This is a genomic window from Pseudomonas sp. PA-5-4B (assembly GCF_021606215.1).
GTDB classification, from domain to species: Bacteria; Pseudomonadota; Gammaproteobacteria; order Pseudomonadales; family Pseudomonadaceae; genus Aquipseudomonas; species Aquipseudomonas edaphica.
The window spans coordinates 53,305-76,967 of record NZ_WKDB01000030.1 but is presented as its reverse complement, the minus strand read 5'-3'; the positions used below and the strand labels follow the sequence as shown (position 1 = coordinate 76,967).

At 61.0% G+C, this 23,663-nt stretch carries 21 protein-coding genes; 9 read left to right on the top strand and 12 right to left on the bottom strand.

The features are described 5' to 3' along the window. Nucleotides 1-396: 396 nt before the first annotated feature. The 4 genes from aldA (at nt 397) to GIW28_RS16570 (ending at nt 6,062) form a co-directional block, all read left to right on the top strand. Complete coding sequence (gene aldA / locus GIW28_RS16585; protein ID WP_099549896.1) at nt 397-1,821, top strand: aldehyde dehydrogenase; 1,425 nt, start codon at nt 397-399, stop codon at nt 1,819-1,821. A 76-nt stretch (nt 1,822-1,897) separates the two neighbouring features. Next, nucleotides 1,898-3,205 (top strand): MFS transporter, encoded by a 1,308-nt coding sequence (locus GIW28_RS16580; RefSeq protein ID WP_026013562.1) that lies wholly within the window; start codon nt 1,898-1,900, stop codon nt 3,203-3,205. Nucleotide 3,206: 1 nt separating this feature from the next. Then, nucleotides 3,207-4,424: a mandelate racemase/muconate lactonizing enzyme family protein gene (locus GIW28_RS16575; RefSeq protein WP_017135452.1), complete on the top strand. Its 1,218-nt coding sequence runs from the start codon at nt 3,207-3,209 to the stop codon at nt 4,422-4,424. A gap of 27 nt (nt 4,425-4,451) precedes the next feature. Further along, nucleotides 4,452-6,062 carry a GMC family oxidoreductase gene (locus GIW28_RS16570; RefSeq protein ID WP_099549894.1) on the top strand — a complete coding sequence of 537 codons (1,611 nt, stop codon included), beginning with the start codon at nt 4,452-4,454 and terminating at the stop codon, nt 6,060-6,062. A 357-nt stretch (nt 6,063-6,419) separates the two neighbouring features. Here GIW28_RS16570 and GIW28_RS16565 read toward each other — a convergent pair whose 3' ends face one another. Beyond that, nucleotides 6,420-7,523, bottom strand: coding sequence for a DSD1 family PLP-dependent enzyme (locus GIW28_RS16565; RefSeq protein WP_138453397.1), 1,104 nt, complete (start codon nt 7,521-7,523; stop codon nt 6,420-6,422). A 70-nt stretch (nt 7,524-7,593) separates the two neighbouring features. Between GIW28_RS16565 and GIW28_RS16560 the strand changes: the two genes are divergently transcribed. Continuing rightward, nucleotides 7,594-8,220 carry a helix-turn-helix transcriptional regulator gene (locus GIW28_RS16560; protein ID WP_017135455.1) on the top strand — a complete coding sequence of 209 codons (627 nt, stop codon included), beginning with the start codon at nt 7,594-7,596 and terminating at the stop codon, nt 8,218-8,220. Here the strand turns inward: GIW28_RS16560 and GIW28_RS16555 are convergent. Continuing rightward, nucleotides 8,208-8,588 carry a RidA family protein gene (locus GIW28_RS16555; RefSeq protein WP_017135456.1) on the bottom strand — a complete coding sequence of 127 codons (381 nt, stop codon included), beginning with the start codon at nt 8,586-8,588 and terminating at the stop codon, nt 8,208-8,210. The two genes, GIW28_RS16560 and GIW28_RS16555, sit on opposite strands and share 13 nt — an antisense overlap. Next, nucleotides 8,585-9,550, bottom strand: a complete 966-nt coding sequence (locus GIW28_RS16550) for a threo-3-hydroxy-L-aspartate ammonia-lyase (protein WP_236446512.1) — start codon at nt 9,548-9,550, stop codon at nt 8,585-8,587. The genes GIW28_RS16555 and GIW28_RS16550 overlap by 4 nt, the downstream gene beginning before the upstream one ends. 173 nt (nt 9,551-9,723) lie before the next feature. Between GIW28_RS16550 and GIW28_RS16545 the strand changes: the two genes are divergently transcribed. Further along, on the top strand, nt 9,724-10,242 hold the full coding sequence (locus GIW28_RS16545) for a sigma-70 family RNA polymerase sigma factor (RefSeq protein ID WP_138453395.1): 519 nt from the start codon (nt 9,724-9,726) through the stop codon (nt 10,240-10,242). Next, nucleotides 10,239-11,159 (top strand): FecR domain-containing protein, encoded by a 921-nt coding sequence (locus tag GIW28_RS16540; RefSeq protein WP_099549891.1) that lies wholly within the window; start codon nt 10,239-10,241, stop codon nt 11,157-11,159. Before GIW28_RS16545 ends, GIW28_RS16540 begins: the two co-directional genes overlap by 4 nt. A gap of 106 nt (nt 11,160-11,265) precedes the next feature. Here the strand turns inward: GIW28_RS16540 and GIW28_RS16535 are convergent, their stop codons facing one another. The 3 genes from GIW28_RS16535 to GIW28_RS16525 are packed head-to-tail and all read right to left on the bottom strand — an operon-like array spanning nt 11,266 to nt 13,782. Beyond that, entirely contained in the window at nt 11,266-11,982 is a 717-nt protein-coding gene (locus tag GIW28_RS16535) for an ABC transporter ATP-binding protein (RefSeq protein ID WP_236446511.1), read from the bottom strand. Further along, nucleotides 11,979-12,806, bottom strand: a complete 828-nt coding sequence (locus GIW28_RS16530) for an ABC transporter permease (RefSeq protein ID WP_169985875.1) — start codon at nt 12,804-12,806, stop codon at nt 11,979-11,981. Before GIW28_RS16530 ends, GIW28_RS16535 begins: the two co-directional genes overlap by 4 nt. Before the next feature lie 10 nt (nt 12,807-12,816). After that, entirely contained in the window at nt 12,817-13,782 is a 966-nt protein-coding gene (locus GIW28_RS16525) for an aliphatic sulfonate ABC transporter substrate-binding protein (protein ID WP_017135462.1), read from the bottom strand. A gap of 318 nt (nt 13,783-14,100) precedes the next feature. On the opposite strand from GIW28_RS16525, the gene GIW28_RS16520 reads away from it, so the two are divergent. Further along, the gene (locus GIW28_RS16520) at nt 14,101-14,316 is read left to right on the top strand and encodes a TOBE domain-containing protein (protein ID WP_003173733.1); all 216 of its coding nucleotides are present in this window, start codon (nt 14,101-14,103) and stop codon (nt 14,314-14,316) included. A gap of 476 nt (nt 14,317-14,792) precedes the next feature. On the opposite strand, the gene GIW28_RS16515 is transcribed toward GIW28_RS16520, so the two are convergent. From GIW28_RS16515 to GIW28_RS16495, 5 genes are all read right to left on the bottom strand, one after another. Continuing rightward, on the bottom strand, nt 14,793-18,143 hold the full coding sequence (locus tag GIW28_RS16515) for a hypothetical protein (RefSeq protein WP_236459009.1): 3,351 nt from the start codon (nt 18,141-18,143) through the stop codon (nt 14,793-14,795). Between the two features lie 94 nt (nt 18,144-18,237). Further along, nucleotides 18,238-19,383, bottom strand: coding sequence for a MalY/PatB family protein (locus GIW28_RS16510; protein ID WP_236446509.1), 1,146 nt, complete (start codon nt 19,381-19,383; stop codon nt 18,238-18,240). Between the two features lie 59 nt (nt 19,384-19,442). Next, nucleotides 19,443-20,036, bottom strand: coding sequence for an FMN-dependent NADH-azoreductase (locus GIW28_RS16505; RefSeq protein WP_236446508.1), 594 nt, complete (start codon nt 20,034-20,036; stop codon nt 19,443-19,445). After that, complete coding sequence (locus GIW28_RS16500) at nt 20,033-20,476, bottom strand: GNAT family N-acetyltransferase (RefSeq protein WP_138453358.1); 444 nt, start codon at nt 20,474-20,476, stop codon at nt 20,033-20,035. Before GIW28_RS16500 ends, GIW28_RS16505 begins: the two co-directional genes overlap by 4 nt. Continuing rightward, nucleotides 20,466-20,942, bottom strand: coding sequence for a carboxymuconolactone decarboxylase family protein (locus tag GIW28_RS16495; protein ID WP_099549884.1), 477 nt, complete (start codon nt 20,940-20,942; stop codon nt 20,466-20,468). Before GIW28_RS16495 ends, GIW28_RS16500 begins: the two co-directional genes overlap by 11 nt. A 133-nt stretch (nt 20,943-21,075) precedes the next feature. Between GIW28_RS16495 and pdxR the strand changes: the two genes are divergently transcribed. Continuing rightward, nucleotides 21,076-22,443 carry a MocR-like pyridoxine biosynthesis transcription factor PdxR gene (pdxR, locus tag GIW28_RS16490; RefSeq protein ID WP_236446507.1) on the top strand — a complete coding sequence of 456 codons (1,368 nt, stop codon included), beginning with the start codon at nt 21,076-21,078 and terminating at the stop codon, nt 22,441-22,443. A gap of 107 nt (nt 22,444-22,550) precedes the next feature. Here the strand turns inward: pdxR and GIW28_RS16485 are convergent, their stop codons facing one another. Continuing rightward, nucleotides 22,551-23,639, bottom strand: a complete 1,089-nt coding sequence (locus tag GIW28_RS16485; RefSeq protein ID WP_236446506.1) for a nucleoside hydrolase — start codon at nt 23,637-23,639, stop codon at nt 22,551-22,553. Nucleotides 23,640-23,663 lie beyond the last annotated feature (24 nt).

The following is a 23,663-nucleotide window of genomic DNA, read 5'->3' as shown; positions in this document are numbered from 1 at the left end:
CGGCCCACGGATTCAAGCCGGAGTGAGGGCACACCGAGCCTAAGCGAGGTGCCGAGTGGTGGGGCACAGACCTTTTGGTTACTTTTGGGGCGTTTGCCAAAAGTGACCCGCTGTAAGAGCGGAACCAATAGAAGCCGTTACCGCAGAAATGGATATGTACACCGACAAACCGCTATCGCAGGCAAGCCAGCTCCCACAGTTGACCGTGTGCAGCTTGCCTGATCATGGCCGCTTTGGCTGTGCTTTTGCTTCAACCACTCAGGAGATATATTCCCGCTACAGACACACAAACCTTCATTTTTCGCACGTTACCCCATCCAATAAGTCGTTTGCCCGCCCCCCTAACAACGACAAAACTGCATGTCACTCGCAAAACAACAACGTTGGGCAAACCACATGCAATTCGAGCGCAATTTCTTTAACGGTCAATTCGTCGAACCCGCCAGCGACGCCCTGATCGCCGTCTACAACCCTGCCAATGAATCCCTGGTCGGCCATGTCAGCGCCGCCACCGCCGATGAGGCCATTGCCGCCGTCGACGCCGCCGCCCGCGCCCAGAAAACCTGGGGCACGCTCACCAGCATCGAACGCGCCGAGCACCTGCGTGCCTTCGCTGATGCCTTGGACAGCCACGCCGAAGCCATCGGTACGGCTTTGGCCAGCGAGTCCGGCAAGAGCGTCACTGACGCCAGCAACGAAGCCCGCTACGCCGCGCAAATTACCCGTTACCACGCCGAATGGGCCCGCCGCATCGAAGGCGAGATCATCCCCAGCGATACCTCGGACGAAAACCTGTTCCTGCACCGCGAGCCGATTGGTGTGGTGGCCTGTCTGATCCCGTTCAACTACCCGGTCTACACGCTGTTGCGCAAGATTGCCCCGGCGCTGATCGCGGGTAATACCGTGGTGGTGCGGCCCAGCAACAACACGCCACTGTCGGCGTTTAAAATTGCCAAGGCAGTGGTGACAGCCGGTATTCCAGCCGGTGTGATCAACATCCTGACCATGAACCACGCCACCGCCGCCAGCGTCTGCACGCACAAGGCCGTCGGCCTGATCACCCTCACCGGCAGCGTGAACGCCGGGCGTATCGTGCTGGATTACTGCAAGGCCAATATCGCCAAACCATCCCTGGAATTGGGCGGCAAGACCCCGGCAATCATCGAACCGGATGCCGACCTGGAAACAGCCGCCAGCGCTATCGTTGCGTCCAAGATCACCCACTGCGGTCAGCTGTGTACGGCGGTGGAACGCGTGTATGTGCACGAAAGTATTTATGAGCCATTCCTCGCTTTGCTGAAAGCCAAGATCAGCGCGGTGAAGTTCGGTGACCGTTCCACGGACGAAAGCCTGATGGGCCCGTTGGTCAACGCCAGCTCGCAAAAGAATATCCACGCCATGGTCGAGCGCGCCGTCGCTGCCGGTGCTGTACTGGAAACAGGTGGTGTGCTGCCAGCCGGGCCGGGCCATTTCTATCCGCCGACCTTGCTCAGCGGTTGCCGCCAGGACATGGAAATCATTCAGGAAGAAATCTTCGGCCCGGTGTTGCCGGTGCTCAAGTACCGCGACATCGACGAAGCGCTGGCCATGGCCAACGACCATCAGTTCGGCCTGTCATCGGTGCTCTACACCGAGAACTACCGCACGGCAATGAAAGTGGCGAATGCCATCGAAGCCGGAGAGTTGTACGTCAATCGCACGCCGGCAGACCCGTATCAGGGTTTCCACGCCGGCTGGAAACGCTCAGGGCTGGGCGGCGATGACGGTAAGCACGGGATGCTTGAGTTTACCCAGACCCGCCTGGTGGTCATGAAGTACTGATCCACGCGCACCTGTTGCACCTTTAATAAAAACAATTATCAGGGCGCCCGCGCAGCGGGTGCCTGAGGTCCACATGATGTCCAAGCCTGCACCCGTTGCCCAGGTTTCCGTTGCCGTGCCCGCGGCAAACGACACTGCCAGCCGTTATTTCCAATTGCTGTTGCTGGTACTCGCCGCCGGCGCGATCTACCCGATCCTCTACCTGCGCCAGGTCTACCAGACCACCATGCTCGACGTGTTCCAGATCAACCACAGTCAACTGGGCTACCTGTACTCCATGCTCGGCACGATCTTTTTGCTTAGCTACCTGCCCAGCGGATGGCTGGCCGACCGTTTGCCGCCACGCTTTTTGATCTTCTTCTCGCTGGTCGCCACCGGCGCACTGGGCCTGTGGTACGCCAGCGTGCCGTCAATGACCGGCCTGATGATCATTTTCGGTTGCTGGGGCCTGACCACTGGCCTGACGTTCTGGGCCTCGGTGCTCAAGCGCGTGAAGATGATTGCTCATCAGAGTGAGCAGGGGCGGTTCTTCGGCATTCTCGATGGCGGTCGCGGGCTGGTGGAAGCCTTGCTGGCGACCGTGGCCCTGGGCCTGTTTGCCTATGCCACCGAAACTCAAAGCCAGTCGGCGGCCCAAGGCTTCAAGCACGTGGTGTACCTGTACTCGTTTATCTGTATAGCCATTGGCTGCGGGCTGGTACTGCTCAAAGATCCCAAGTCTCTGGCAGAGACGCCAGCGGTAGAGAAGGGCAAGTTCAACCTGATCGCCGACCTGACCACCCTGGTGAAAATCCCCGAGCTGTGGCTGGTGACCGCCATCGTGTTCTGCGGTTATCACATGTTCTGGGCTACCTACAGCTTTTCCGACTACTTGCAAGGCAGCGGCATGACTGCGGTGATGGCCGGCACCATCACCACCATCAAACTGTGGATGCGCCCCATCGGCGGCATCGGCGGCGGCTGGCTGGGCGACAAGTTCTCGAACATCTCGGTGCTGATCGTCGCGCTGGTGCTGGTGACCCTGGCGATGGTCGGGCTGATCGTGTTCCCGGCGCTCAACAGCCTCGGCCTGCTGATCGGCACGGTGATCTTTATCGGCCTGATGACCTATGCGATTCGCGGTCTGTACTGGGCGATTCTCGACAGCTGCGACATTCCGCTGCGAATCACCGGCCTGGCCATCGGCATCGTCTCGGTGGTGGGTTACCTGCCCGACACCTTTATCCCGCTGATCAATGGCTACCTGACCGATACCTACCCAGGCAAGCCCGGTTACAACCTGTATTTCGGCTACATCGCCTTTATCGGCGTGCTCGGGACGCTTGCGGCCCTGACGCTGCGCGCTCGAATCAATCGTAAAAAATTCAACCAGACAGGTGCCTGAGATGAAAATCGTCGCCCTTGAAACCCATATCGTTGCCGTCCCACCACCGCATATCGGTGGCATGTATTGGCTGTTTGTCAAACTCAAGACCGACTGCGGCATTGAAGGTGTCGGTGAGATTTACGCCGCCACCTTTGGTCCCAAGGCCATGCTGCCGATCATCGAGGATGTGTTCGAGCGCTACCTGCTCAACCACGACCCGCACCACATCGAGCGGTTTTTCCGCCAGGCTTATTCGAGCGGTTTCACCCAGCGCCCGGACCTGACCATGATGGGCGTGGTCAGCGGCCTGGAAATGGCGTGCTGGGACATCATCGGCAAAGCCGCCAACAAGCCGGTCTATGAGCTGCTGGGTGGCAAGGTCAACGAGCGCCTGCGTTCCTACACCTACCTGTACCCGGTCAACAGCAAGGGCGAGTACGACTACGACGACCCGGACCTGGCCGCCGAGTGCGCCATCGAGAATATGAACAAAGGCTTCACTGCCGTGAAGTTCGACCCGGCCGGCCCGTACACCGCGTACTCCGGCCACCAGATTTCGCTGGAAGTGCTGGAGCGTTGCGAGACTTTCTGCCGCAAGATCCGCGAGGCGGTGGGCGACAAGTGCGACCTGTTGTTCGGCACCCATGGGCAGATGGTGCCGTCATCGGCGATCCGCCTGGCCAAGCGCCTGGAGAAATACGACCCGCTGTGGTTCGAAGAACCGGTGCCGCCTGGCCAGGAAGACGCGATGGCCCAGGTCGCGGCCAAGACCAGCATCCCGATTGCCACCGGCGAGCGCCTGACCACCAAGTACGAGTTTTTCAAACTGCTGCAGGCCGGCGGCGCGTCGATCCTGCAAATGAACGTGGCGCGTTGCGGCGGGCTGCTGGAGGCGAAGAAGATCGCGAGCATGGCAGAAGCCTATTACGCGCAAATCGCGCCGCACTTGTACAACGGGCCGATCGGCGCGGCGGCGAGTTTCCAGCTGGCCACGTGCACGCCGAACTTCCTGATCCAGGAAAGCATCATGACCTGGGGCGGTTTCCACGCCGAAGTGCTGACCAAGCCGCTGCAATGGGAGGACGGCTACATCATCCCGTCCACCGAACCTGGCCTGGGCGTGGAGCTGAACATGGACGTGGTGCGCAAACACACGCCGTACACCGGCGAGCGTTTGCACCTGCAGATGGCGCCGACGCCAGCTGACGTCAAAGACACTTCGCCCGCCAAGGGCTGATAAAAACGACTTACGCGGTAACCGTGAATGACATATGACTACATCATCGCCGGCGCGGGTGCTGCCGGCTGCGTTCTGGCCAACCGGCTTTCCGCTTCGGGCGAATACTCGGTGTTGCTGCTGGAAGCCGGTGGCAAAGACAGTTCCTGGTGGTTCAAGATCCCGGTCGGATTCGCCAAGATGTATTACAACCCGACCTTTAACTGGATGTACTACAGCCAGCCGCAAAAACACTTGGCTGGCCGGGAAATCTATGCGCCGCGCGGCAAGGTGCAGGGCGGTTCGGGTTCGATCAACGCCATGATCTACGTGCGCGGTCAGGCCCATGACTTCAATGACTGGGCGGCCAACGGTAACGACGGTTGGGGTTTCAAGGATGTACTGCCGTACTTCCGCAAACTGGAAAATCACCCGCTGGGCGACACCGAGTACCACGGTGGCAGCGGCCCCATCAGCATCACACCGATGAAGGGCCAGACCCACCCGATTTGTGACGTGTTCCTCAAGGGCTGCGAACAGCTCGGCTACGGCCTCAGTGATGACTTCAACGGCCCCCATTTCGAAGGCGCGGGCTTGTATGACGTCAACACCCGCAATGGCGAGCGCTGCTCAAGCAGCTTTGCGCATTTGCATCCGGCGCTCAGTCGCACGAACCTGACCGTGGAGTTGCATGCACTGGTTGATCGTGTGCTGTTTGATGACCAGCAACGCGCCAGCGGGATTCGCGTGTCCCAAAAGGGCGTGGTGCGCACCTTTAAGGCACGCAAGGAAGTGATCCTTTGCGCGGGTGCCGTCGACACGCCGAAGATCCTGCAACTGTCCGGCGTGGCCGATCAGCAACTGCTGGCTGAACACGGCATCCCACTGGTCAAGCACCTGCCGGCCGTAGGTGAAAACCTGCAGGACCACTTGTGCGCCAGCTACTACTACAAGGCCAATATTCCCACCCTCAATGACGAACTCAGCTCTTTGTTCGGCCAGCTGAAACTGGGCCTGAAATACCTGTTCACTCGCAAGGGCGCGTTGGCGATGAGCGTCAACCAGGCCGGTGGTTTCTTTCGCGGCAACGACCAGCAGGCGGACCCGAACCTTCAGTTGTACTTTAACCCGCTGTCGTACCAGATTCCGAAAAACAACAAGGCCAGCCTCAAGCCCGAGCCGTATTCCGGTTTCCTGCTGTGCTTCAACCCGTGCCGGCCGACCAGTCGTGGCACCATCCGTATCGCCTCGAACAACCCGCGGGATGCGGCGTTGATCGATCCGAACTATCTGAGTACGCAAAAGGACATTGACGAAGTCATCCAGGGCAGCCGCTTGATGCGCAAGATCATGCAGGCACCTGCGCTCAAAGGCATCACGGTGGCCGAGGTGTTGCCCGGCGCGGCCGTGCAGAGCGACGAGCAGATGCTGCAATACTTCCGCGAAAACAGCGGCTCGATCTACCACCTGTGCGGCTCCTGTGCGATGGGCTCGGACCCGCAGGTGTCGGTGGTGGACAAGCGCTTGAAGGTGCACGGGTTGCACGGCTTGCGCATTGTGGACGCGTCGATTTTCCCGAATGTGACCTCGGGTAACACCCATGCAGCGGTATTGATGGTGGCGGAGAAGGGCGCCGACCTCATACTTGAGGATGCCTGAATGTGGGAGCTGGCTTGCCTGCGATAGCGAAGGTCAGCTGGCCCATTTATTACTGGAAGACCGCCATCGCAGGCAAGCCAGCTCCCACAAGGTCTGTGGCAGCCGCGTCGAGCTTGATTTGAAATACAGCCAGAATTGTGGGAGCTGGCTTGCCTGCGATAGCGTCGGGTCAGTTGGCCCATTTGCTACTGGGAGACCGCCATCGCAGGCAAGCCAGCTCCCACAGTGTCTGTGGCAGCCTCGCAGAGTTTGAATTGAAATACAGCCAGCTCCTACAGGGTCTGTGACAGCCGCGTCGAGCTTGATTTGAAATACAGCCAGCTCCCACAGGGGCTATAGCAGCCCTTGAAAGGTCGACTACCAGCCGCGCAAGCGTTCCCAGCGTTGCACTTCACCGTTGTGCAACACGGCGTTATAGTTGCCGAACTGCGCCCCCGTGGCGCAGGCATGATTGGGCAGAATACGCAGGCGCGTACCGAGCGGAAATTGCGTCACCACATCCACGCCGCCCGCTTCGAACCGCGCCACGCCATGTTCTTGGTTGGCACTGCTCAACAGCAAGCCGTCGATCAACTCCCCGTGCTCATTGCACACCTGGCCATAACCAAAGTCGCGTTTTTGCGCTTGCGTGCCGCGATCCCGGCTCATGGCCATCCAGCCGGCATCGGTGATGATCCAGCCTTTTTCCGCTTGATGGCCGATCACTGTGGTCAGCACGCTCAAGGCCAGTTCCTCGGTGCGGCATACGCCGATGTTGTGCATCACCAGGTCAAAAAACGCATACACACCCGCGCGCAGTTCGGTCACGCCTTCAAGGCTCACGGCTGACAATGCGGTAGGCGTGGAGCCGACACTGACCTGATCGCAGGCCATCCCGGCGGCACGGATACGTTGCGCCGCTTCAACGCAGCGTGCGCGTTCCTGTTCGGCGATGGCCTGTAACGCTTCAGGCGTATCCAGGCCGTAGCTTTCCCCTGCGTGGGTCAATACGCCGACGAGGCTGTCACCGAGCAGTTGGGCGATGTCGAGCAATAACGCGTCCTGCGGCTTGACCCCGGAACGGTGGCCGTCGCAATCAATCTCGATCATCACGGCAAAGGTTTCACCCTGCGCGGCGCCGAAATCGACGATGGCCCGGGCGCCGGCGAGGCTGTCGGTGATCAGCGTCAGCGCGCAACCCCGGCGGCGCAGCGCCAGGGCCTGGGGCAGTTTGTGCGGGGCCATGGCGACGGCGTAGAGGATGTCCTGGATGCCCAGCTCAAAGAAATATTCGGCTTCCTTGAGCGTCGATACGGTGATGCCACGGGCACCGGCCGCTATCTGCGCGGCCACCACTTCGGCGCACTTGTGGGTTTTGACATGGGGGCGCAAATGCACACCCAGGCTGTCGGCACGCTGTTGCATGCGCTGGATGTTGCGCTGCATTTTCACGCTGTCTAGCAATGCTGCTGGGGTGTCCATGGTTAACGCTCCACAAGGGCGGACAGCGGCCAAATTGACGGCCTGTCCAGGACTGGATATGTTGTCTTGCATGAAAAAGACCTCTCCCGAAGAAACCACCCTGATCAGCCAGCTCGAACAGATTGCCGAAGGCTTGAGCAAAACCTTCAGCCCGTTCTGTGAGGTCGTGCTGCACGATTTGCGCGACCCGCAGCAGGCGATCCTGGCGATCCATAACAACCTCTCCGGGCGCTCGCCGGGCGACCCGACCACCGAGTTGGGCCTGGCGCGGATTGCCGACCCCGACTACCCGCAGATCATTGCCAACTACCGCAACCAATTCAGCGATGGGCGCCAGGTCAAAAGCACCTCGATCGGCATCAAGGACACCAGTGGCAAGTACGTCGCGGCCTTGTGCATGAACGTCGATCTCTCATTGTTTCGTGGCCTGCAGGGCATGCTTGAGCAATTTGGCTCGGTCACTGGCGACACCCTTATCGAATCCCTGGAGCCGTCCGGCGCCGATGTGATTCGCACCCGCATCGACCAGTTCGCCGCACGCCTGGCCACCACCCCGCGCGCGCTCAAGGCGGCGGATCGACGGCTGTTGCTGCAAGAGCTCAAGGACTCGGGCTGCATGGACATTCGCCGGGCCATGGAGACCGTGGCCGCGCACCTGGGCGTTTCACGGGCGGCGGTCTACACCTACGCCAAGTAGCGCGCCACAGCTTCAATCTCCACCAGATAACCGTGGTGCAACTCGGGCACCGGCACCACCGCGCGGGCAGGGCGGTGCTCGCCCAGCGCGGCGGCGTAAATACGGTCGAATTGCGGCCAATGCTGAACCCCGGCCACATACACCGTGACCTTCACCAGATCCTGGGGCGAGCCGCCGGCGGCTTTCAAGATGGCCAGCAGGTTAGCCAGCGCCAACTGGGCCTGTTCGGCAAACGATGCTTCAAGGTTGTGGCGCCCCTGCGGGCTCACCGGTAATTGCCCGGAGATATACAGCGTGTCGCCGTGGCTGACGGCCTGGGAGTAATGCCCGGCGGGCGCCGAGGCGGCCTCGGTGTGGATGATGTTCATGACGCCTCGCTGAGCAACGCGGCGTAGCGCGCGATGTCGACATTGCCACCAGTGACGATAATGCCCACGCGCTGGTCCTTGAACCGCTCGCCCAGCTGGCGCAACGCCGCCAGGCCCAGGCAGCCGGTGGGTTCGACCACCATTTTCATGCGTTGCATAAAGAACTTCATCGAGGCCACCAATTGCGCGTCGGAGACGGTGAGGATGTCGGTCACCTTGTCGCGGATGATCGGGAAGGTGTAGTTGCCCAGGTGTTGGGTTTGCGCACCGTCGGCGATGGTCGCCGGGGTGTCGATGTGCACGATGCTGCCGGTCTGGAATGAACGCTGGCCGTCATTGCCTGCTTCGGGCTCAACGCCAAACAGTTGGCAATCGGGTGCCAGCGCACGGGTCGACAACGCGGTGCCCGAGAGCATGCCGCCACCGCCCAGGCCGACGAACAGGGCGTCCAGAGGGCCGGTGAATTCCAGCAGTTCCTTGGCGGCCGTGCCTTGGCCGGCGAGGATGTGTGGGTGGTCGTAAGGCGGGATCAACGTCATGCCATGCTCAACCGCCAAGGTGCGGCCGATTTGCTCACGGTCCTCGTTGAAGCGGTCATACAGCACCACGCTGGCGCCATATTCCCGGGTGGCGGCGACCTTGGCGGCGGGCGCGTCGGCGGGCATCACGATGGTCGCCGGCATGCCGAGCAATTGGGCGGCCAGCGCAATACCCTGGGCATGGTTGCCGGAAGAGAACGCCACCACCCCGGCCTTGCGCTGGTGTGCGTCAAACTGCGACAGGGCATTAAACGCACCGCGAAACTTGAACGAGCCAGCGCGTTGCAGGTTTTCACACTTGATGAATACCTGGGCACCGGTTTCAGCGTCGAGGGTGCGTGAGGTAAACACCGGCGTTTGATGGGCAAAGCCTTGCAGGCGTTGGGCGGCGGCGACGACATCTGAATAGTCAGGCAATTGCATGGGCGGACCTCGTGGGCGGACTTGGATAAAATATCTATATCAAGACAAATAGTAAAGGTCGGCTTGTCACCCAGTGCATAAACGCAATGTTGAAAAGAGCGTGGTGATCAGCAGCGATATTAAATAGAATGAATCTCATTTGAGACTCACTCGCGCTGCGCAGGTTGCTTTTCATGACTGATGCTGTTGCCCCGACCCACACTGGCGAAATGACCCTGTCGCGTTTGTACCGCGACCATCGCAGCTGGCTCGAAAGCTGGTTGCGGCGGCGCCTGGGCAATGCCTGGGATGCGGCGGACCTGAGCCAGGACACCTTTGTGCGGGTGCTGGCCAGTGCCCAGCCGATTGCGCAGATGCAGGAGCCACGGGCGTATCTGGTGACGGTCGGCAAGCGTTTGCTGGCCAACTTTCATCAGCGCCGCAGCCTTGAGCAAGCCTATCTGAAGGCGCTGGCGAATTTGCCCGAAACCTGCGTGCCGTCGCCCGAGCAACGCTGGCTGGTGCTGGAGACCTTGCACGCTCTGGATGAGTTGCTCGACGGTTTGCCGCGGGTGGTGCGGCGCGCGTTTCTGTGGAGCCAGTTGGAAGGCCTGGGTTATCGCGAAATTGCCGAGCGGCTCGACGTCTCTGAGCGCACGGTCAAGCGCTACATGGCCCAGGCCTATGAACATTGCCTGTTGGTGGCCCTATGAGTCACGAGGTTGCGCGTGCTGCGGCGCAGTGGTTGGCGTTGTTGGAGTCCGGAGCGGCCACCGAGCGTGACCACGCCAATTTGCAGGCTTGGCGCGACAGCCACCCTCAGCACGAACAGACCTGGCAGAAAGCCCAATCGCTGCGCCAGCGCTTGCGTGACTTGCCCCAGGCCGTGGCGATGGCCAGCCTCGACCGCCCGCAACCGGGGCGACGTGCATTGCTCAAGCGGGCCTTGGGCGTAGCGGCGCTGGTGCCGACCGCCTGGCTGATCAGCCGTCAGTTGCCCATCGAGGCATGGCGGGCTGATTTGCACACCGCCACCGGCGAGCGCAAACGCCTGCCGTTGGCCGATGGCAGCAGCCTGCAACTCAACACGGCGACGGCGGTGGATGTTGACCTGGCACAGCGGCGCATCACGCTGGTGGACGGCGAGTTGGCGCTGACGGTGCCAGGCGCGGCAGCGATCAGTGTGCACACGCGCTACGGCCAGGTAGAGGTGAGCCAGGCTGAAGTGTGCGTACGGCAATTGGCGTCCGGCTGCCGCGTGTCGGTGTTCAAGGGCGCGGTGCAGGTGCGTGATCTGGCCGGGCAATTGACGACGTTGGACAGCGGTCAGCAAGCCTCGTTAAAGCCTCGCGGGCTAAGTGCCAGGGCGGCGTTTGATGTGCAGCAACTGGGCTGGCGTGACGGTGTATTGACCGCACAGAACCAACCCTTTGGGGATTTCCTGCGTGAGCTGGAACGTTACCGCCCTGGCGTGTTGCGCTGGGACCCGAGCCTGGAAACGCTGCGGGTCACCGGCAGCTTTCGCCTGGATGACACCGACCGCATCCTCACACTGCTGGCCCAGACCCTGGGGTTTGAGGTGCGAGCGCGCACGCGGTATTGGGTGACACTCAGCCGAACCCTGGCTTGACGCTTCACGCTGGCCATCAGGCTCCTAGTGGCAGAGGCTCGCCACAACAGGTGGGCTTGGCATAACAGTCCTGCTTGCCACAGGAAGTTAATCCATTTCCAGGGACCTAAATCACATGCGCGCGCTGCAATTCGGTCAAAGACTGTGCCTTGAGCTGCGCCAGCGCCGGGTCACGCCGGTCCCTTGGGTGTGGCAGGTCGACTGCCAGTTCCCGGCGAATACTGCTCGGCCGGTCGTCCATCACCAGCACCCGGTCACTCAAGTACAGCGCCTCGTCGACATCGTGGGTCACCAGCAGCAAGGCAATCCCATGGTGCTCGGCCAGTTGCAGCAGCAAGTCCTGCAGTTTCATGCGGGTAAAGGCATCCACTGCGCTGAACGGCTCATCGAGCAATAACACCTGCGGGCGTGAATACAGCCCGCGTGCAATGGCCACGCGTTGCGCCATTCCGCCGGACAAGGCTTTGGGCAGCGCCTGGGCGAAGCCGGTGAGGCCGACTTCTGCGATCAACTGGGTAACCCAGGCCTTGTCATAGTGGTTGTCATCGCGCAAACCGATGTTCTGTTCCACCGTCAGCCAGGGCATCAGCCGTGGTTCCTGGAACACAAAGGCAACTTCGCCTTCGGGGCTGCGCAGTTCGCCCTGGAAGTCGGTCTCCAGGCCGGCGACGATGCGCAACAACGTGCTTTTGCCACAACCGCTGGGCCCGAGCAGGCTGACGGTTTCGCGCGGTTGCAGCGCCAACTGCACGTTGTTCAGCACCGTAATGCCGGCAAAGCTTTTGCGCGCCACGCGAAGCTCCAATAACGCTTTCATACTCATTGCTCCGCGCCTTCGCCTGTGAAGGTGTCGCGCCAGGCCAGGCAGCGTTTCTCCAAGGCTGCGAGCAGGCCATCGCTGAGCTTGCCCAGCAGTGCCAACACGGTAATGGCGGCCAGCACGATGTCTGGCCGTGAGGTTTCCCGACCATCGCTGAGCAAGTAACCGAGACCCTTGGTGGCCGCGATCAGTTCGGCCGCCACCAAGAACATCCACGCCAGGCTCAAGCCGCTGCGCAGCCCCGTGAACAGGCCGGGCAGGGCGGCGGGCAGCAGAATCCGGCGCACCAGGCGTGCTCGGCTGAAACCGTACATTTGCCCGACTTCCACCAGCTTGCGGTCAATATTGCGAATCGCCGCGACACCGCTGAGGTACACCGGAAAGAACGCGCCAATCGCGATCAGCACGACCTTGGAGGTTTCATCGATACCCAGCCACAGCAGTAACAGCGGCACCCAGGCCAGGCTCGGAATCGAGCGCAGCCCGGCGAAGGTCGGCTCCAGATACGCTTCGGCTTCACGGCTCAACCCCACCCAGGCGGAAAACACCAGGGCCAGGCTGGCACCGATGGCAAACCCCGCCAGTACCCGCAGCAGGCTGGCGCTGATGTGTTTCCACAACGCGCCTTCGGCCAGGTCGGTGAGGGTCACTGCGATGTCGCTGGGGGCCGGCATCTGGTAGGACGGCAGCCAGCCGATGCGTACCACGCCCTCCAGTACCAGCAGGATCAGTACCGGCAGCACCAGGCCCTTGAGCCGTTTTGGCCAGGCGCTTCGGTTGATCACCACGGGTGCCGGTAGCGGCAGTGATTGGCTTTTATCGGTCATCACGCCTCCCTTAAGGCTTGGGCAGGGTTTGGCCAAACGAAGTGTCGATCAACTGATCGATCACGGGGTCGACATCCACGCCACGACGGACTAATTCCTCGGACACCAGGATCGGCGCGGCGGCCTTGGATGACGCCACGTCCCTGGCGCTCAGCAGCGGGTTGCTCAAGTCGGTGCGCGACAATTGCAGCTTGGCCACTTCCAGCGGCAAGCCGGCTTCGTCTGCGAGCAATTTAGCGAATTCATCCGGGTGCTTCACGGCCCAATCACGCGCCTTCTCATAGGCCCCGAGGACCTTGGTGATGGTCTGCGGGTGCTGTTTGGCGTATTGCTCGGTGACGCTGATTACGCCGTAGCTGTTGAAGTCTTTATTGCGATACAGCAAGCGCGAACCGGCCTGGATTTCACTCGCAGCCATGTGTGGATCAAGGCCGGCCCAGGCGTCTACGTCGCCTTTCTCCAAGGCGGTGCGGCCGTCGGGATGTTGCAAATGCACCAGCTCCACATCATCCTTTTTCAGCCCCGCCAGTTGCAGGCTGCGCAGGGTGAACAGGTACGGGTCGGTGCCTTTGGTGGCGGCGATTTTTTTGCCTTTGAGGTCTGTGACGGTGTTGAGCGGCGAGTCTTTGCGCACCACCAGTGCGGTCCATTCAGCACGACTGTAGACGTACACCGATTTGATCGGGCTGCCATTGGCGCGGCTCAACACCGCCGACAAGCTGGCAGACGAGGCAAAGTCGACGCCGCCACTGTTGAGGTATTCCAGCGAGCGGTTGCTGCCCTGGCTCAGCACCCAGCCGACCTTGGTGTGGGGAAGCGCCTGTTCGAGCCAGCCAAAATGCTTGAGCACCAGGCTCACGGGCGAATAGTAGGCGTAATCGAGGTTGACCTGGGCGGGGTCGGTTTCAGCGGCAAAGGCCTGGGGTTGCAGGCACAGGGCGAGGGCGCAGGCACTCAATAAAGCAAAGGGTTTCATGGAACAGCTCCAGACAAGGCGTTGAGAGAAGGCTTTTCTTATATTCAGAAAATTGAAATGGCATGTTCCATCATGCTTTAAAGGAATATGCAGTCTCTGTGCCACCTTGTGCGCAGCGTCTTTACGCGGGTTTCTATGGATGCGGCTGTAGCGGGAGAGGGCAAAGTGTTGAATGGCTGTTGGCAGGCGAACACCTCATATATATCTTTATCGTATAAATAAAGACTTATATATTCCTTTTAATGTTGGTGCCGATAACGCATTTTGAGGGCCTGCGCATTCGTGCGGATTGACCCAACAGCCAAAAGGAAAGCCGGCATGACCATTAAAGCGATCAACGTGCGCAACCAGTTCAAGGGCGTGATCAAGGAAATTCTGCTGGGGGAAGTGGTGTCCGAAATTGATGTGCAAACCGCGTCCGGCATCGTCACATCAGTGATCACCACCCGCTCGGTGCGTGACCTGGAATTGAAAGTGGGCAGTGAAGTGATTGCCTTTGTGAAGTCGACTGAAGTGTCGATTGCCAAGCTGTAAATGTGTTCGCAAGTGTGAGAGCTGGGGTGCCTGTGATGGGGGGCTTTTGGCGGGGTACATATCCGTTGCTGCGGTAACGGCTGCCTATGGTTCCGCTCTTACAGCGGGTCACTTTTGCAAGGACCGGAATGCCGGCCCAGTCAAAAGTAACCAAAAAGTCCTCGCCCCAACACTCGGTGCCTCGCTGTGGCTCGGCATGCCCGCAATCCGCCAGTGATTTGGGGGGGGGCGATTTCAGATCAAGATCAAAAGCACAGATCAAAAGACCGCTGACTTCGTCATCGAAAAGGATGTAAGGGCCACTGCAACAGCAAAGCCATACTCGGACTAATGTGGGAGCTGGCTTGTCGAATCGTCGCACCGCTGCGATGCCATCAACTCTGTGTACCTGACACACCGAGGTGTCTGCATCGCAGGCAAGCCAGCTCCCACATTAACCAGCTCCCACATTGATGTGTGGGAGCCTGCCCAATGCATCAGTTGATGCGCGGCCCACCACCGCCCGGCGGGTGCGGCTGCGGTTTGTCCGGTGGCGCATCGCTGGGCAGGTTCTTTGGCGGTGTGTTTGGGTCTTCGTAGTGCTTGTGCAAATCCCCATCCAGCCGATTGCTCGAGGAGCCACCTTTGCTCGGCGTCTCCTCAAAGTGCTGCCATTCCGATTGCTGGAAGCGAAAGATGCTGTCATCGGTCGGCGTGTCGCGGCCGTGATAGTGGTGGATTTCGTAGTGGGCGTACTCGACCTTTTCCGCCCAGTCGTTTTGCAATAAACCGTCGTTGGCCAAGCCGCGATACCAATCGTTTTCCGCGTTGGTGGCCTTCTGCTTTTTGTTGTGGTCGACAAAGTAGCCGATGATCCCGCCCACCACCGCCAGCACCACGCCGACCAGAAACAGCGGCCCGGTCAATGCCGCTGCGGTGCCTGCGCCAAACAGTGCTGCCGCCCCGAGGACCCCGGCCGAGGCACCGAACGCGCCCCCGGCTACTTGCAGGCCACCGGCGGCCTGAGCCAGCGGGTCTTTGCTGTCGACGCCGCTCTTGATCGCCAAGGCGCCGAGCACGATATCGGCAAACCCTCCGACGATGTCCGTGGCCGGGCCGAGCACCTTGATCACGGAACCGGCGATTTTCGCAGACTTGGACGCGCCCAACTTGGCCGCACCGGCGGCAGCCAGGCCGTCATCCAGGTGCGTGGCCAGGCCATCGGTGGCTTGCTTGACCGCCGTATCGCCTTCGCCAAACAACTTGCCGATGCCGTCGTACTGACTGTCAGGCACCGCATCCAGCGCCGCGGAGATTTCCTTGCTGACCTTGGCGTCGATCTCGCCGCCGGGGCCAAAATCCAGCATTTTGCCGGTCACGCCTTCCTTGCCCCAGATTTCCGGCAAGGTTTTGTCCAGGCCCAGGAAGTCCACCAGGCCGCCCTTGCCCAGGGTCTCGCCGATCTTGTCACCCAGGCGCACGAAGTGGCTGGAGCCACCGGCAAAACTCAGGAAGTCCTTGGCGATGCTCATGCGCTGCGCCGGGGTTTCGCCGAGTTTGCCGCCTTTGCCCACCAGTTGGTAAATCGCCGAAAACAGCGTCACACCCGCGCCAAGGGAGCCCAGGATGCCTTTGCTGTTAAGGGTGTTGAACACCTCACCGAGCATGCCGCGATCCGCTACCGCAATATAGGGTTTGCTCAGGGCCTTTTTGACGTCGGCTTCGCTGATGGTGCCGCTGTTCTTGTAGACCTCGCCGAGTTCTTCCAGGGCCTTGGTGACACCGGCCGATTTCTCCTTGCCTTGCAGCCCCTCGTTGAGGAACTTCTCCAGGGTTTCCTGGGTGCGGCGCGGCAGGTCGAGCAGGTTGCCCTTGAGCACGCCCTTGAGCAGGCCGAACAAGTCTTTGGTCGCCAGCTCCTTGTTGTCTTCGGAGATTTTGCTCGGGTCCGAGAGGATCGCATTAAGGTCGGTGGTCAAGCCGTCGGCCTGGATATTTTGCGCGGCCTTGCTGGCGGCTTCGGGGTCGAACAGCGACAGCGAGGTGAGGGTGTCACTCAAGTCCTTTTGCGCGTCGCTGGCCTTGCCCTGGTTTTGCAGGTCTTTGAGGTACAGCACGTAGTCGGGGTTGGCGGTGAGATCGAGCAGCTTCTGCTTGACCTCATCCTTGTTGGGCAACTTGTTGAGCGCGTCGTCCATTTTCGACTTGTAGTCAGCCTGGATGGTCGGGTCGTTGAACAGCTCGCCGATCTGCTTTTGCACGGCCTTGCCGTCGATGATGTCGTGCATATCGGCCGCGCTCAGCTCGGTTTGCTTGTCATCCGACTCGCGCCAAGTAGTGTTGAACGGGCGTTTGGCTTCTTCATAGCCGGTGATGCCATGGCCGTTCTGGTAGGCAGCCTGGGCTTCCAGGGCGCGCACCAGCTTGGCCCGTGGGTCATCCTTGGGGATCGAGCCGTCCTTGACGCCGGCGCGGTAGGTGTCGATCAGTTGGGTGGTGGCCAACTCACTGACGCTCATGGTCGGCGACTTGTCGTCCTTGGGGTCCGAATGCACGCCGGTGTCCATGTTCAACACATCCAGGTCACCGGCCTTGGGCAGGTTGTGCTTGGCGCGGGTGTCGTCGATGGAGCTGGCGCTGAAGGCTTCCCATTTGGCCAGCACGTCATCATAGAGCTGTGGGCTCAGTTCCTTGGAGACGATGACCTTGCCTTCGCTGGTTTCATAGCGGATCAGGCCGTCGCCCAGCTCATCGGGAGAGCCGAAAGTGATGTCGGTGTTTTTCAGGAAGTCATTCGGCCCGGCCAGCTTATAGCCGGCGTCTTCACTGGTGTGGATCTTGGCCCAGGTGTCGTTGGCCGTGGCCACGCTTTTGAACAGGTCGGGGCTGATGTCGGCAGACACCACCACCTTGGTGCCGTCCTGCAGTTCGTAGGTGAGGACGCTGTCTTTCTGGTCGTTGTTCCAGCTGAAGTTCTTGTAGTCGTTGAGCCCGGGCACGGGCGTGTTGGCGTCGGCCAGGGCTGCACCGTTGTTCAGTTCGCCTTCAATCACGGCTTTTTTGCCGGGGTCGGAGTACACCGTGTTAAGGCCCGCCAGGTAGTCGAACAACTTAGGGTTGTCTTCACGGGCGACGACGACTTTTTCGCCGTTGCTTTCGTAGCGGATCAGCCCGGGACCCACTTCATCCACCGGGCCTACCGCAGTGCCGCCGTAGGGTGGCCATACTTCGTTGTCGGTGGCGCGACGGTAACCGGCATCTTCACTGCTGGAGAGGCCGGAGAAACTTTCATAAGCTTCCTTGGCCTTTTGGAAAGCCTCGGGGTTGTCACGCTGGCTGATCACGAACTTGCTGCCGTCCTGGGTCTCGTAGCGGATCACGCCAGGGCCGGTTTCATCGGGCGGGCCGAGGGCTTTGTAATCGGCCAATGCACCCGGCGCTGTGCCCTCGGCGCCCAGGCTCTGATAACCGGCGTTCTGGCTGGCGACCACGCCAGAGAGCGACTTGAAGTCCTGGCTGATCTGCTTGAACAGCTCCGGGCTGTCGTGCTCGCTGACGATGATCTTCTTGCCGTCCTGGGTTTCATAACGAATCAACCCAGGACCCACTTCATCGGGCGGGCCGATGGCCTTGTAGTCGGCCAGGGCAGCAGGCGGCGTGGCGTCTTTGGCCGCGAGTTCATAACCGTCTTTTTTGCTCGCATCGAGCCCCGATGGCGACTTGTCATGGGGTTCGACTTTTTTATGGGCGCTGTTCTTGAGCAGCACAGCAAATGCTTCGCCCGATGTTGATAGAGTGCGCGGAAGGCTTTTGGGCTCGGACGAGCGATCAAGCGGCTGGGTCGACATGCCATGGAACTCCTGCTGTTGCCGGTGGGACGGGTCGGCAAAAACAGTAACAGCAGGGGTTCGGCACTCGTTGCGAAACGTTGTGAAATGCGTTTTAGCGGTGACGCAGTGCACGTTCCATGCGCTGCAAACCCTCTTCGAGCATCGATCGTGGGCAACCGAAGTTCAGGCGCACGAATTGCTGGCTGTCATCGCCGAATTCGATGCCTGCGCTCATGCCGACCCTGGCCTGCTCCAGGAAGAACTGCTGCGGGTCGGCAAGGCCCAGGGCGCTGCAATCCAGCCAGGCCAGGTAGGTGCCTTGTGGCGCGTGCATCACCACGCCGGGCAAACGGGTTTGCACGGCGTGCAGCAGGTAGTCGCGGTTGGCTTGCAGGTACTGCACCAGCGCATCCAGCCATTCGCTGCACTGGCTGTAGGCGGCGCGGGTGGCTTCCAGGCCCAACGGGCTGACGCTGTCGACCATGCCGCAGCGGGCATTGTTGAAGCGCTCGCGCACCTCGGCATTTTGCACCACGGCAAAGCAAGTCTTCAGGCCGGCGACGTTATAGGCCTTGCTCGCCGACATCAGGGTGATGGTGCGTTGGGCGATCTCGGGGCTGAGGCTGGCGGTGGGAATATGGCGACGGCCGTCAAAGCACAGCTCGGCATGGATTTCGTCACTGATGATCAGTGCACCGTTCTCCACGCAGGCGTTGGCCACGGCCAACAGTTCTTCACGCGCAAAGACCTTGCCCACTGGGTTGTGCGGGTTGCTCAGCAGCAGCGCACCGGCGCCCTTCAGCGCCTGGCGCATGGCGGGCATGGGCGTCATGTACTCGCCGTTGATCAACTCGAACGGCACTTCGATACGCGGCAGGTTCCAGTGGCCCGGGGCCAGGCGAATCGGCCGGTAGTTGGGGGTTTGCAGCACCACGGGCTGGCCCGGCTGTACGAACGCATGCAGGGCCATATTGAAACCAGGCTCGACACCGGGCAGGAACAGCAACTCTTCAGGTTGTACGCGCCAGGCGTACTTGGCCCACAGGTCCGCGATGATGGCTTCGCGCACATCCGCGCCAGCCACGCTGTAGCCGAGCACCTGCTGGTCGAGGCGTGCGTGCAGGGCTTGCAGGACGGCGGGTGGCGCGGCGATATCCATGTCGGCGATCCACATCGGCAGAACGTCTTGCGGGTAACGGTTCCACTTGGTGCTGCCGGTGCCTTGGCGGGGGTGGATCGTGTCGAAATCAAAGCTCATGGGTGGCTCGTATCAGGGAGGCAGGTGCAGGAATGGCGCTGATTCTAGCGCCATTAATTTTATAGGCCAGTGCTGATTGCCGCCGATAGCTGCAGGTGTGCCTGTTCCACGGCCCGAGCGACCGCTTCTTCACCGCGCACCATGGCGCCCAGGTAGACGAAATCCACCGAGTGGATGCCCACCGTAGACAGGATGGTGGTCATGTAAGGCGTGAGAAAGTCCGGTTCATGCCCCTTGCGCGCATTGCCGCTGCTGACCAGCACGAAGGTGCGGCGGTCCTTGAGCAGGCCGACTTTTTCGAACTGCGCATTGATGGTAAAGCTGCGATGGATGCGCACCACATGGTCGATCCAGACCTTGAGCGCCGCCGGTACGGTGAAGTTGTGCACCGGCGTGCAGAGGATCAACAGGTCGCAGGCTTCCAGTTCGACGATCAGCTGTTCCGACAACGCCGTGGCGCTGCCACTCAAGCCGCCAGGCGTAGTGAGTGCATTCGCGTATTCACGGGTCAGCGGCGCCAGCGCCTGGCTGCCGTAGTCGCGTTCGATGACCTCTGCGCCAGGCACCAGGTCGTTGAGCAAGGCACGGGCCAGCTTGAAGGTCTGCGCGGCCTTGCCGTGGGGGCTGAGGCTAAGGAGCAGGGCGCGGGTCATTGGCTCAGGTCCTGGGAAAAGTGCATGCCTCGCGGCAGCAGGCCTTGGCGGAAATAGAAACGCTGGGCCAGGGCCATATGCAGGCCGGTGTCCAGCACCAGGTAACGATAACCGCGTGCGCGGGTTTCTTCGCGGACGCGGTCGAGCAACTGCTCGCCCAGGCGTCGGCGCTGCAAGGTGGCGTCTACCACCAGGTCATCGACGTAGATGAACTTGCCGTACAGGGTGTTTTCCGTCAGGCGGTAGCCGGCCAGGCCAATGACTTTGCCGTGTTCGCGTGCGGCCAGCAGATGATAGCCGTTCTGGCGCTGGCGTTGAACCTGCGCGGCGAAACTGGCGGCGTCGGTCAGGTGCGGGCGCAGTTGCTGCATCACGGCAAAGCTTGCGAGGCAGTCGGTCTCGGTTTCCATCAGGGCGAACTCAATGGGCTCATTGCTCATCAAGGTTCTCCAGATGGGCCTTGATCGCCTCCGGTACTTTACGAAAACTGATGGCCACGCGGTTCAAGGCGTTCATCAAGGAAATGGCCAGGGTCAGGTCGGCGACTGCCTTCTCGTTGAACACCGCTGCCACGGCGGCGTAGTCGGCATCCGGCACGTGGGTTTGCGCCACCTGGGTGACCACTTCGGCCCAGGCCAGGGCGGCTTGTTCACGCACAGTGAACAACGGCAAGGCTTCACGCCAGGCGGCCAGCAGCATGATCTTTTCCAGGCTTGCGCCTTGCTTGAGCAGGCCGCGGGAATGGGAGTCCAGGCAATAGGCGCAGCCGTTGAGCTGCGAAACCCGCAGGTACACCAGTTCAATCAGTTCTTTCTCCAGGCCACAGCCATGCACATAGCTGTGCACGGTGCCCAGGGCCTTGTAACCAGCGGGGGCGGCGTTGCCGTAATCGAGACGGTGTTTCATGGGTGATCCTTGGGTTGCGTTAAGAGATGCGCCATTTTCGGTGGTGGCCGGGTTGCTCGACAGGGGCATGATTGGACAAGTGGGTTGGGACATGATCAGACTCCACCTTGTCGTCCTGCCGAGCCCCCTTGTGATGTCGTCATTGCCCAAATATCAGGAAATCTACCGCCGCTTCCGGCTGGCCATCGACCAGGGCCAACTCGGCCCCGGTGATCGGGTGCCGTCGGTGCGCAGCCTGGCGCTGGAACTCAAGATCGCCCGCGGGACCGTGGAGGCGGCTTACCAGTTGCTGGTCAGTGAGGGGTTTTTTGAGGCGCGTGGGCAGGCGGGCACCGTGATTGCGCGGACATTGCCGCAGGTGGCGATGAAGCCCCAGCCCGTCGCACCACCGCCGACATCGGCGCCGCCAGCCTTGCAAATGGGCCAGCCGGCGCTGGATGCCTTCCCGCGCAAGCTATGGGCACGGCTGGTCACCCAGCAAGTGCGCCGCACCGACGCCGACAGCCTGGCCATGGGCGATGTGCGCGGCGCCCAGGCGTTACGCGTGGCGATTGCCAGCTATCTCGCGTTGTACCGAGGCGTGGAGTGTACGCCCCAGCAGGTATTTATCTGTTCGGGGTATGCCGGCTCCCTGACGCTGTTGTGCGATGCACTGCAAATGGCCGGGCAACGTTGCTGGTACGAAGACCCGGGCTATGTGCATGCGCGGCAGTTATTGAGGCATCAAGGGGTTGAGCTGGTGCCGGTACCGGTCGACCGTGAAGGGCTGGATGTTGAGCAGGGCATCCAGCGTGATCGGCAAGCACGGCTGGCGATTGTGACGCCGGCCCACCAGAGCCCGCTGGGTGTGGCGTTGAGCCTGACGCGCCGCCAGGCCTTGCTGGCCTGGGCGCAGAAGCAGGGCAGTTGGGTGCTGGAGGATGATTACGACAGTGAGTTTCGCTACCAGGGCCAGCCATTGGCGGCGCTCAAGAGCCAGGATGTGCACGACCGAGTGATCCATGCCGGGAGCTTCAGCAAAATGCTGTTTCCGGGCTTGCGCCTGGGCTATCTGGTGGTGCCGGCAGCCTTGGTGGAGGTGTTTGGGCGCAGCGCCGAGGCCTTGCAGCAGCGCGGTGCGCAGTTGTTGCAACTGACCGCGGCGGATTTTCTCGAGCAGGGCCATTTCACCCGGCACTTGAAAAAGATGCGTCAGTTGTATGCGCTGCGAAGGGTTTTTTTGGTCGCCGCGTTACAGGCCCATTGCGCGGATTTTTTACGCGTGGATGAACAGGCCGGGGGGATTAACCTGTTGGCGCGGTTGCGGGTGCCTGTTCCGGATCAGGTAGTTGCCATGGCAGCCAATGAGGCGGGGTTGGCGGTTAACGCATTGTCAGCGTGGACCCTTGAGCCGAGAGGTGGGCAGGGGTTGTTGATGGGCTTTACCAATGTGGCGACGGCGGAACAGGCTAATGAGCTGGGATTGAGGCTGTTGCAGATACTGCGGGCATGTCACCCGTAAAGTGTGGGAGCCGGCTTTTTTGGGGGCGCTTCGCACCCCAGCGCAAGCAAGCTTGCTCGCCACGGCAAGCCCGCCCACACATTTAGATCGTGTTCAGCTTTAAAACGTCAGGGTTTTACGGGGGTTGGCAAGGTTACAAGGTTGATGTAGCCATCCCAGAATTTTTGCTGGTCGACACCAAACACCACCTTGGCTTTTTGCGTGCCCACCGGCGCGCCTTTTTTGTAGCCCAGCGCCCGGCCGTAGTCGGCGCCAAACGTGGCGTCCACATCCACCCACAGGTCGCGAGACTCAGTGACAATCTCCGGGCTCACCAGAAACAGCGCCGGCAAGCTGTCCCAGGTAAAGCTGTGGTAGCTCGGGTCTTTGTCGAACAGCGGCCCGAACTCGTGCTTGTAGAGATCGGCAATCGCACCTTTGTGGGCTATTACGCGCTGGTACACCGACTTGTCGAAGGTGACTTTCTCACACACATCGTTGGGGAAAATCACGTGTTCGATGGGTGAGCGCAACACAATCTTCGCGGCCTCCGGGTCGAACCACCAGTTGAACTCCGCCGCCGGCGTGGTGTTGCCCGGAATCTCCAGGGCTCCGCCCATGTACACGATGCGCTTGATCAGCGGCACGATGTCCGGCGCCGAGCGAATCGCCAGGGCGATGTTGGTCAGCGGGCCGACGGCCAGAATGGTCACCTGGTGCGGGTTGGCCCGCACGCTTTGCACAATGAACTGCGCGGCGGTTTCACTGCGCAGCTGGGTGTGGGTGGCCAGGCCATCCGGTGGCGCGACCAGCTGAGACGGCGACGTCGGGCGCGGGGTTTTGAACGCGCCCGGCCAGCCCGAACCAAACAGGGCTTTTTCTGCCTCGTAGGTGGCGTAGTCATGCAGCAACGGGTAGGCGGCGCCGGAGTAGACGCCGACCTGTTTTTCTACACCCATACGCTCTACGGCCTTGAGGGCATCGACCTGTTCCTGGTCGACCCAGGCATTGCCGCTGACCAGGGTCATGCCCAGCAGGTCGATGCGTTTTTGCGCGTGCAACTGCGCGAGCATGATAAAGGCCTGGCCGTCATCGTTGAGCACGTTGAAGTCGGTGTCGAAGATGACTTTTTCAGGCGCGGTTTGCGCTGCCTGTGCTGTGCCGGCACACAGGCCGACGGCGACAAGCAACGCGCAGCTTTTAAGAAAACCTTGCATGGTGATTCATCCGCAAAAATTGTT

Bases quoted from the DNA above. Each gene is read 5' to 3' on its own strand.
- GIW28_RS16570 (WP_099549894.1), top strand. From the start codon at position 4,452: ATGACATATGACTACATCATCGCCGGCGCGGGTGCTGCCGGCTGCGTT.
- GIW28_RS16495 (WP_099549884.1), bottom strand. From the start codon at position 20,942: ATGAAACACCGTCTCGATTACGGCAACGCCGCCCCCGCTGGTTACAAG.
- GIW28_RS16565 (WP_138453397.1), bottom strand. From the start codon at position 7,523: ATGGACACCCCAGCAGCATTGCTAGACAGCGTGAAAATGCAGCGCAAC.
- GIW28_RS16500 (WP_138453358.1), bottom strand. From the start codon at position 20,476: ATGAGCAATGAGCCCATTGAGTTCGCCCTGATGGAAACCGAGACCGAC.
- GIW28_RS16555 (WP_017135456.1), bottom strand. From the start codon at position 8,588: ATGAACATCATCCACACCGAGGCCGCCTCGGCGCCCGCCGGGCATTAC.
- GIW28_RS16550 (WP_236446512.1), bottom strand. From the start codon at position 9,550: ATGCAATTGCCTGACTATTCAGATGTCGTCGCCGCCGCCCAACGCCTG.
- GIW28_RS16575 (WP_017135452.1), top strand. From the start codon at position 3,207: ATGAAAATCGTCGCCCTTGAAACCCATATCGTTGCCGTCCCACCACCG.
- GIW28_RS16545 (WP_138453395.1), top strand. From the start codon at position 9,724: ATGACTGATGCTGTTGCCCCGACCCACACTGGCGAAATGACCCTGTCG.
- GIW28_RS16580 (WP_026013562.1), top strand. From the start codon at position 1,898: ATGTCCAAGCCTGCACCCGTTGCCCAGGTTTCCGTTGCCGTGCCCGCG.
- GIW28_RS16510 (WP_236446509.1), bottom strand. From the start codon at position 19,383: ATGAGCTTTGATTTCGACACGATCCACCCCCGCCAAGGCACCGGCAGC.
- GIW28_RS16530 (WP_169985875.1), bottom strand. From the start codon at position 12,806: ATGACCGATAAAAGCCAATCACTGCCGCTACCGGCACCCGTGGTGATC.
- aldA (WP_099549896.1), top strand. From the start codon at position 397: ATGCAATTCGAGCGCAATTTCTTTAACGGTCAATTCGTCGAACCCGCC.
- GIW28_RS16515 (WP_236459009.1), bottom strand. From the start codon at position 18,143: ATGTCGACCCAGCCGCTTGATCGCTCGTCCGAGCCCAAAAGCCTTCCG.
- GIW28_RS16560 (WP_017135455.1), top strand. From the start codon at position 7,594: ATGAAAAAGACCTCTCCCGAAGAAACCACCCTGATCAGCCAGCTCGAA.
- GIW28_RS16520 (WP_003173733.1), top strand. From the start codon at position 14,101: ATGACCATTAAAGCGATCAACGTGCGCAACCAGTTCAAGGGCGTGATC.
- GIW28_RS16485 (WP_236446506.1), bottom strand. From the start codon at position 23,639: ATGCAAGGTTTTCTTAAAAGCTGCGCGTTGCTTGTCGCCGTCGGCCTG.
- GIW28_RS16505 (WP_236446508.1), bottom strand. From the start codon at position 20,036: ATGACCCGCGCCCTGCTCCTTAGCCTCAGCCCCCACGGCAAGGCCGCG.
- GIW28_RS16535 (WP_236446511.1), bottom strand. From the start codon at position 11,982: ATGAGTATGAAAGCGTTATTGGAGCTTCGCGTGGCGCGCAAAAGCTTT.
- GIW28_RS16525 (WP_017135462.1), bottom strand. From the start codon at position 13,782: ATGAAACCCTTTGCTTTATTGAGTGCCTGCGCCCTCGCCCTGTGCCTG.
- pdxR (WP_236446507.1), top strand. From the start codon at position 21,076: ATGTCGTCATTGCCCAAATATCAGGAAATCTACCGCCGCTTCCGGCTG.
- GIW28_RS16540 (WP_099549891.1), top strand. From the start codon at position 10,239: ATGAGTCACGAGGTTGCGCGTGCTGCGGCGCAGTGGTTGGCGTTGTTG.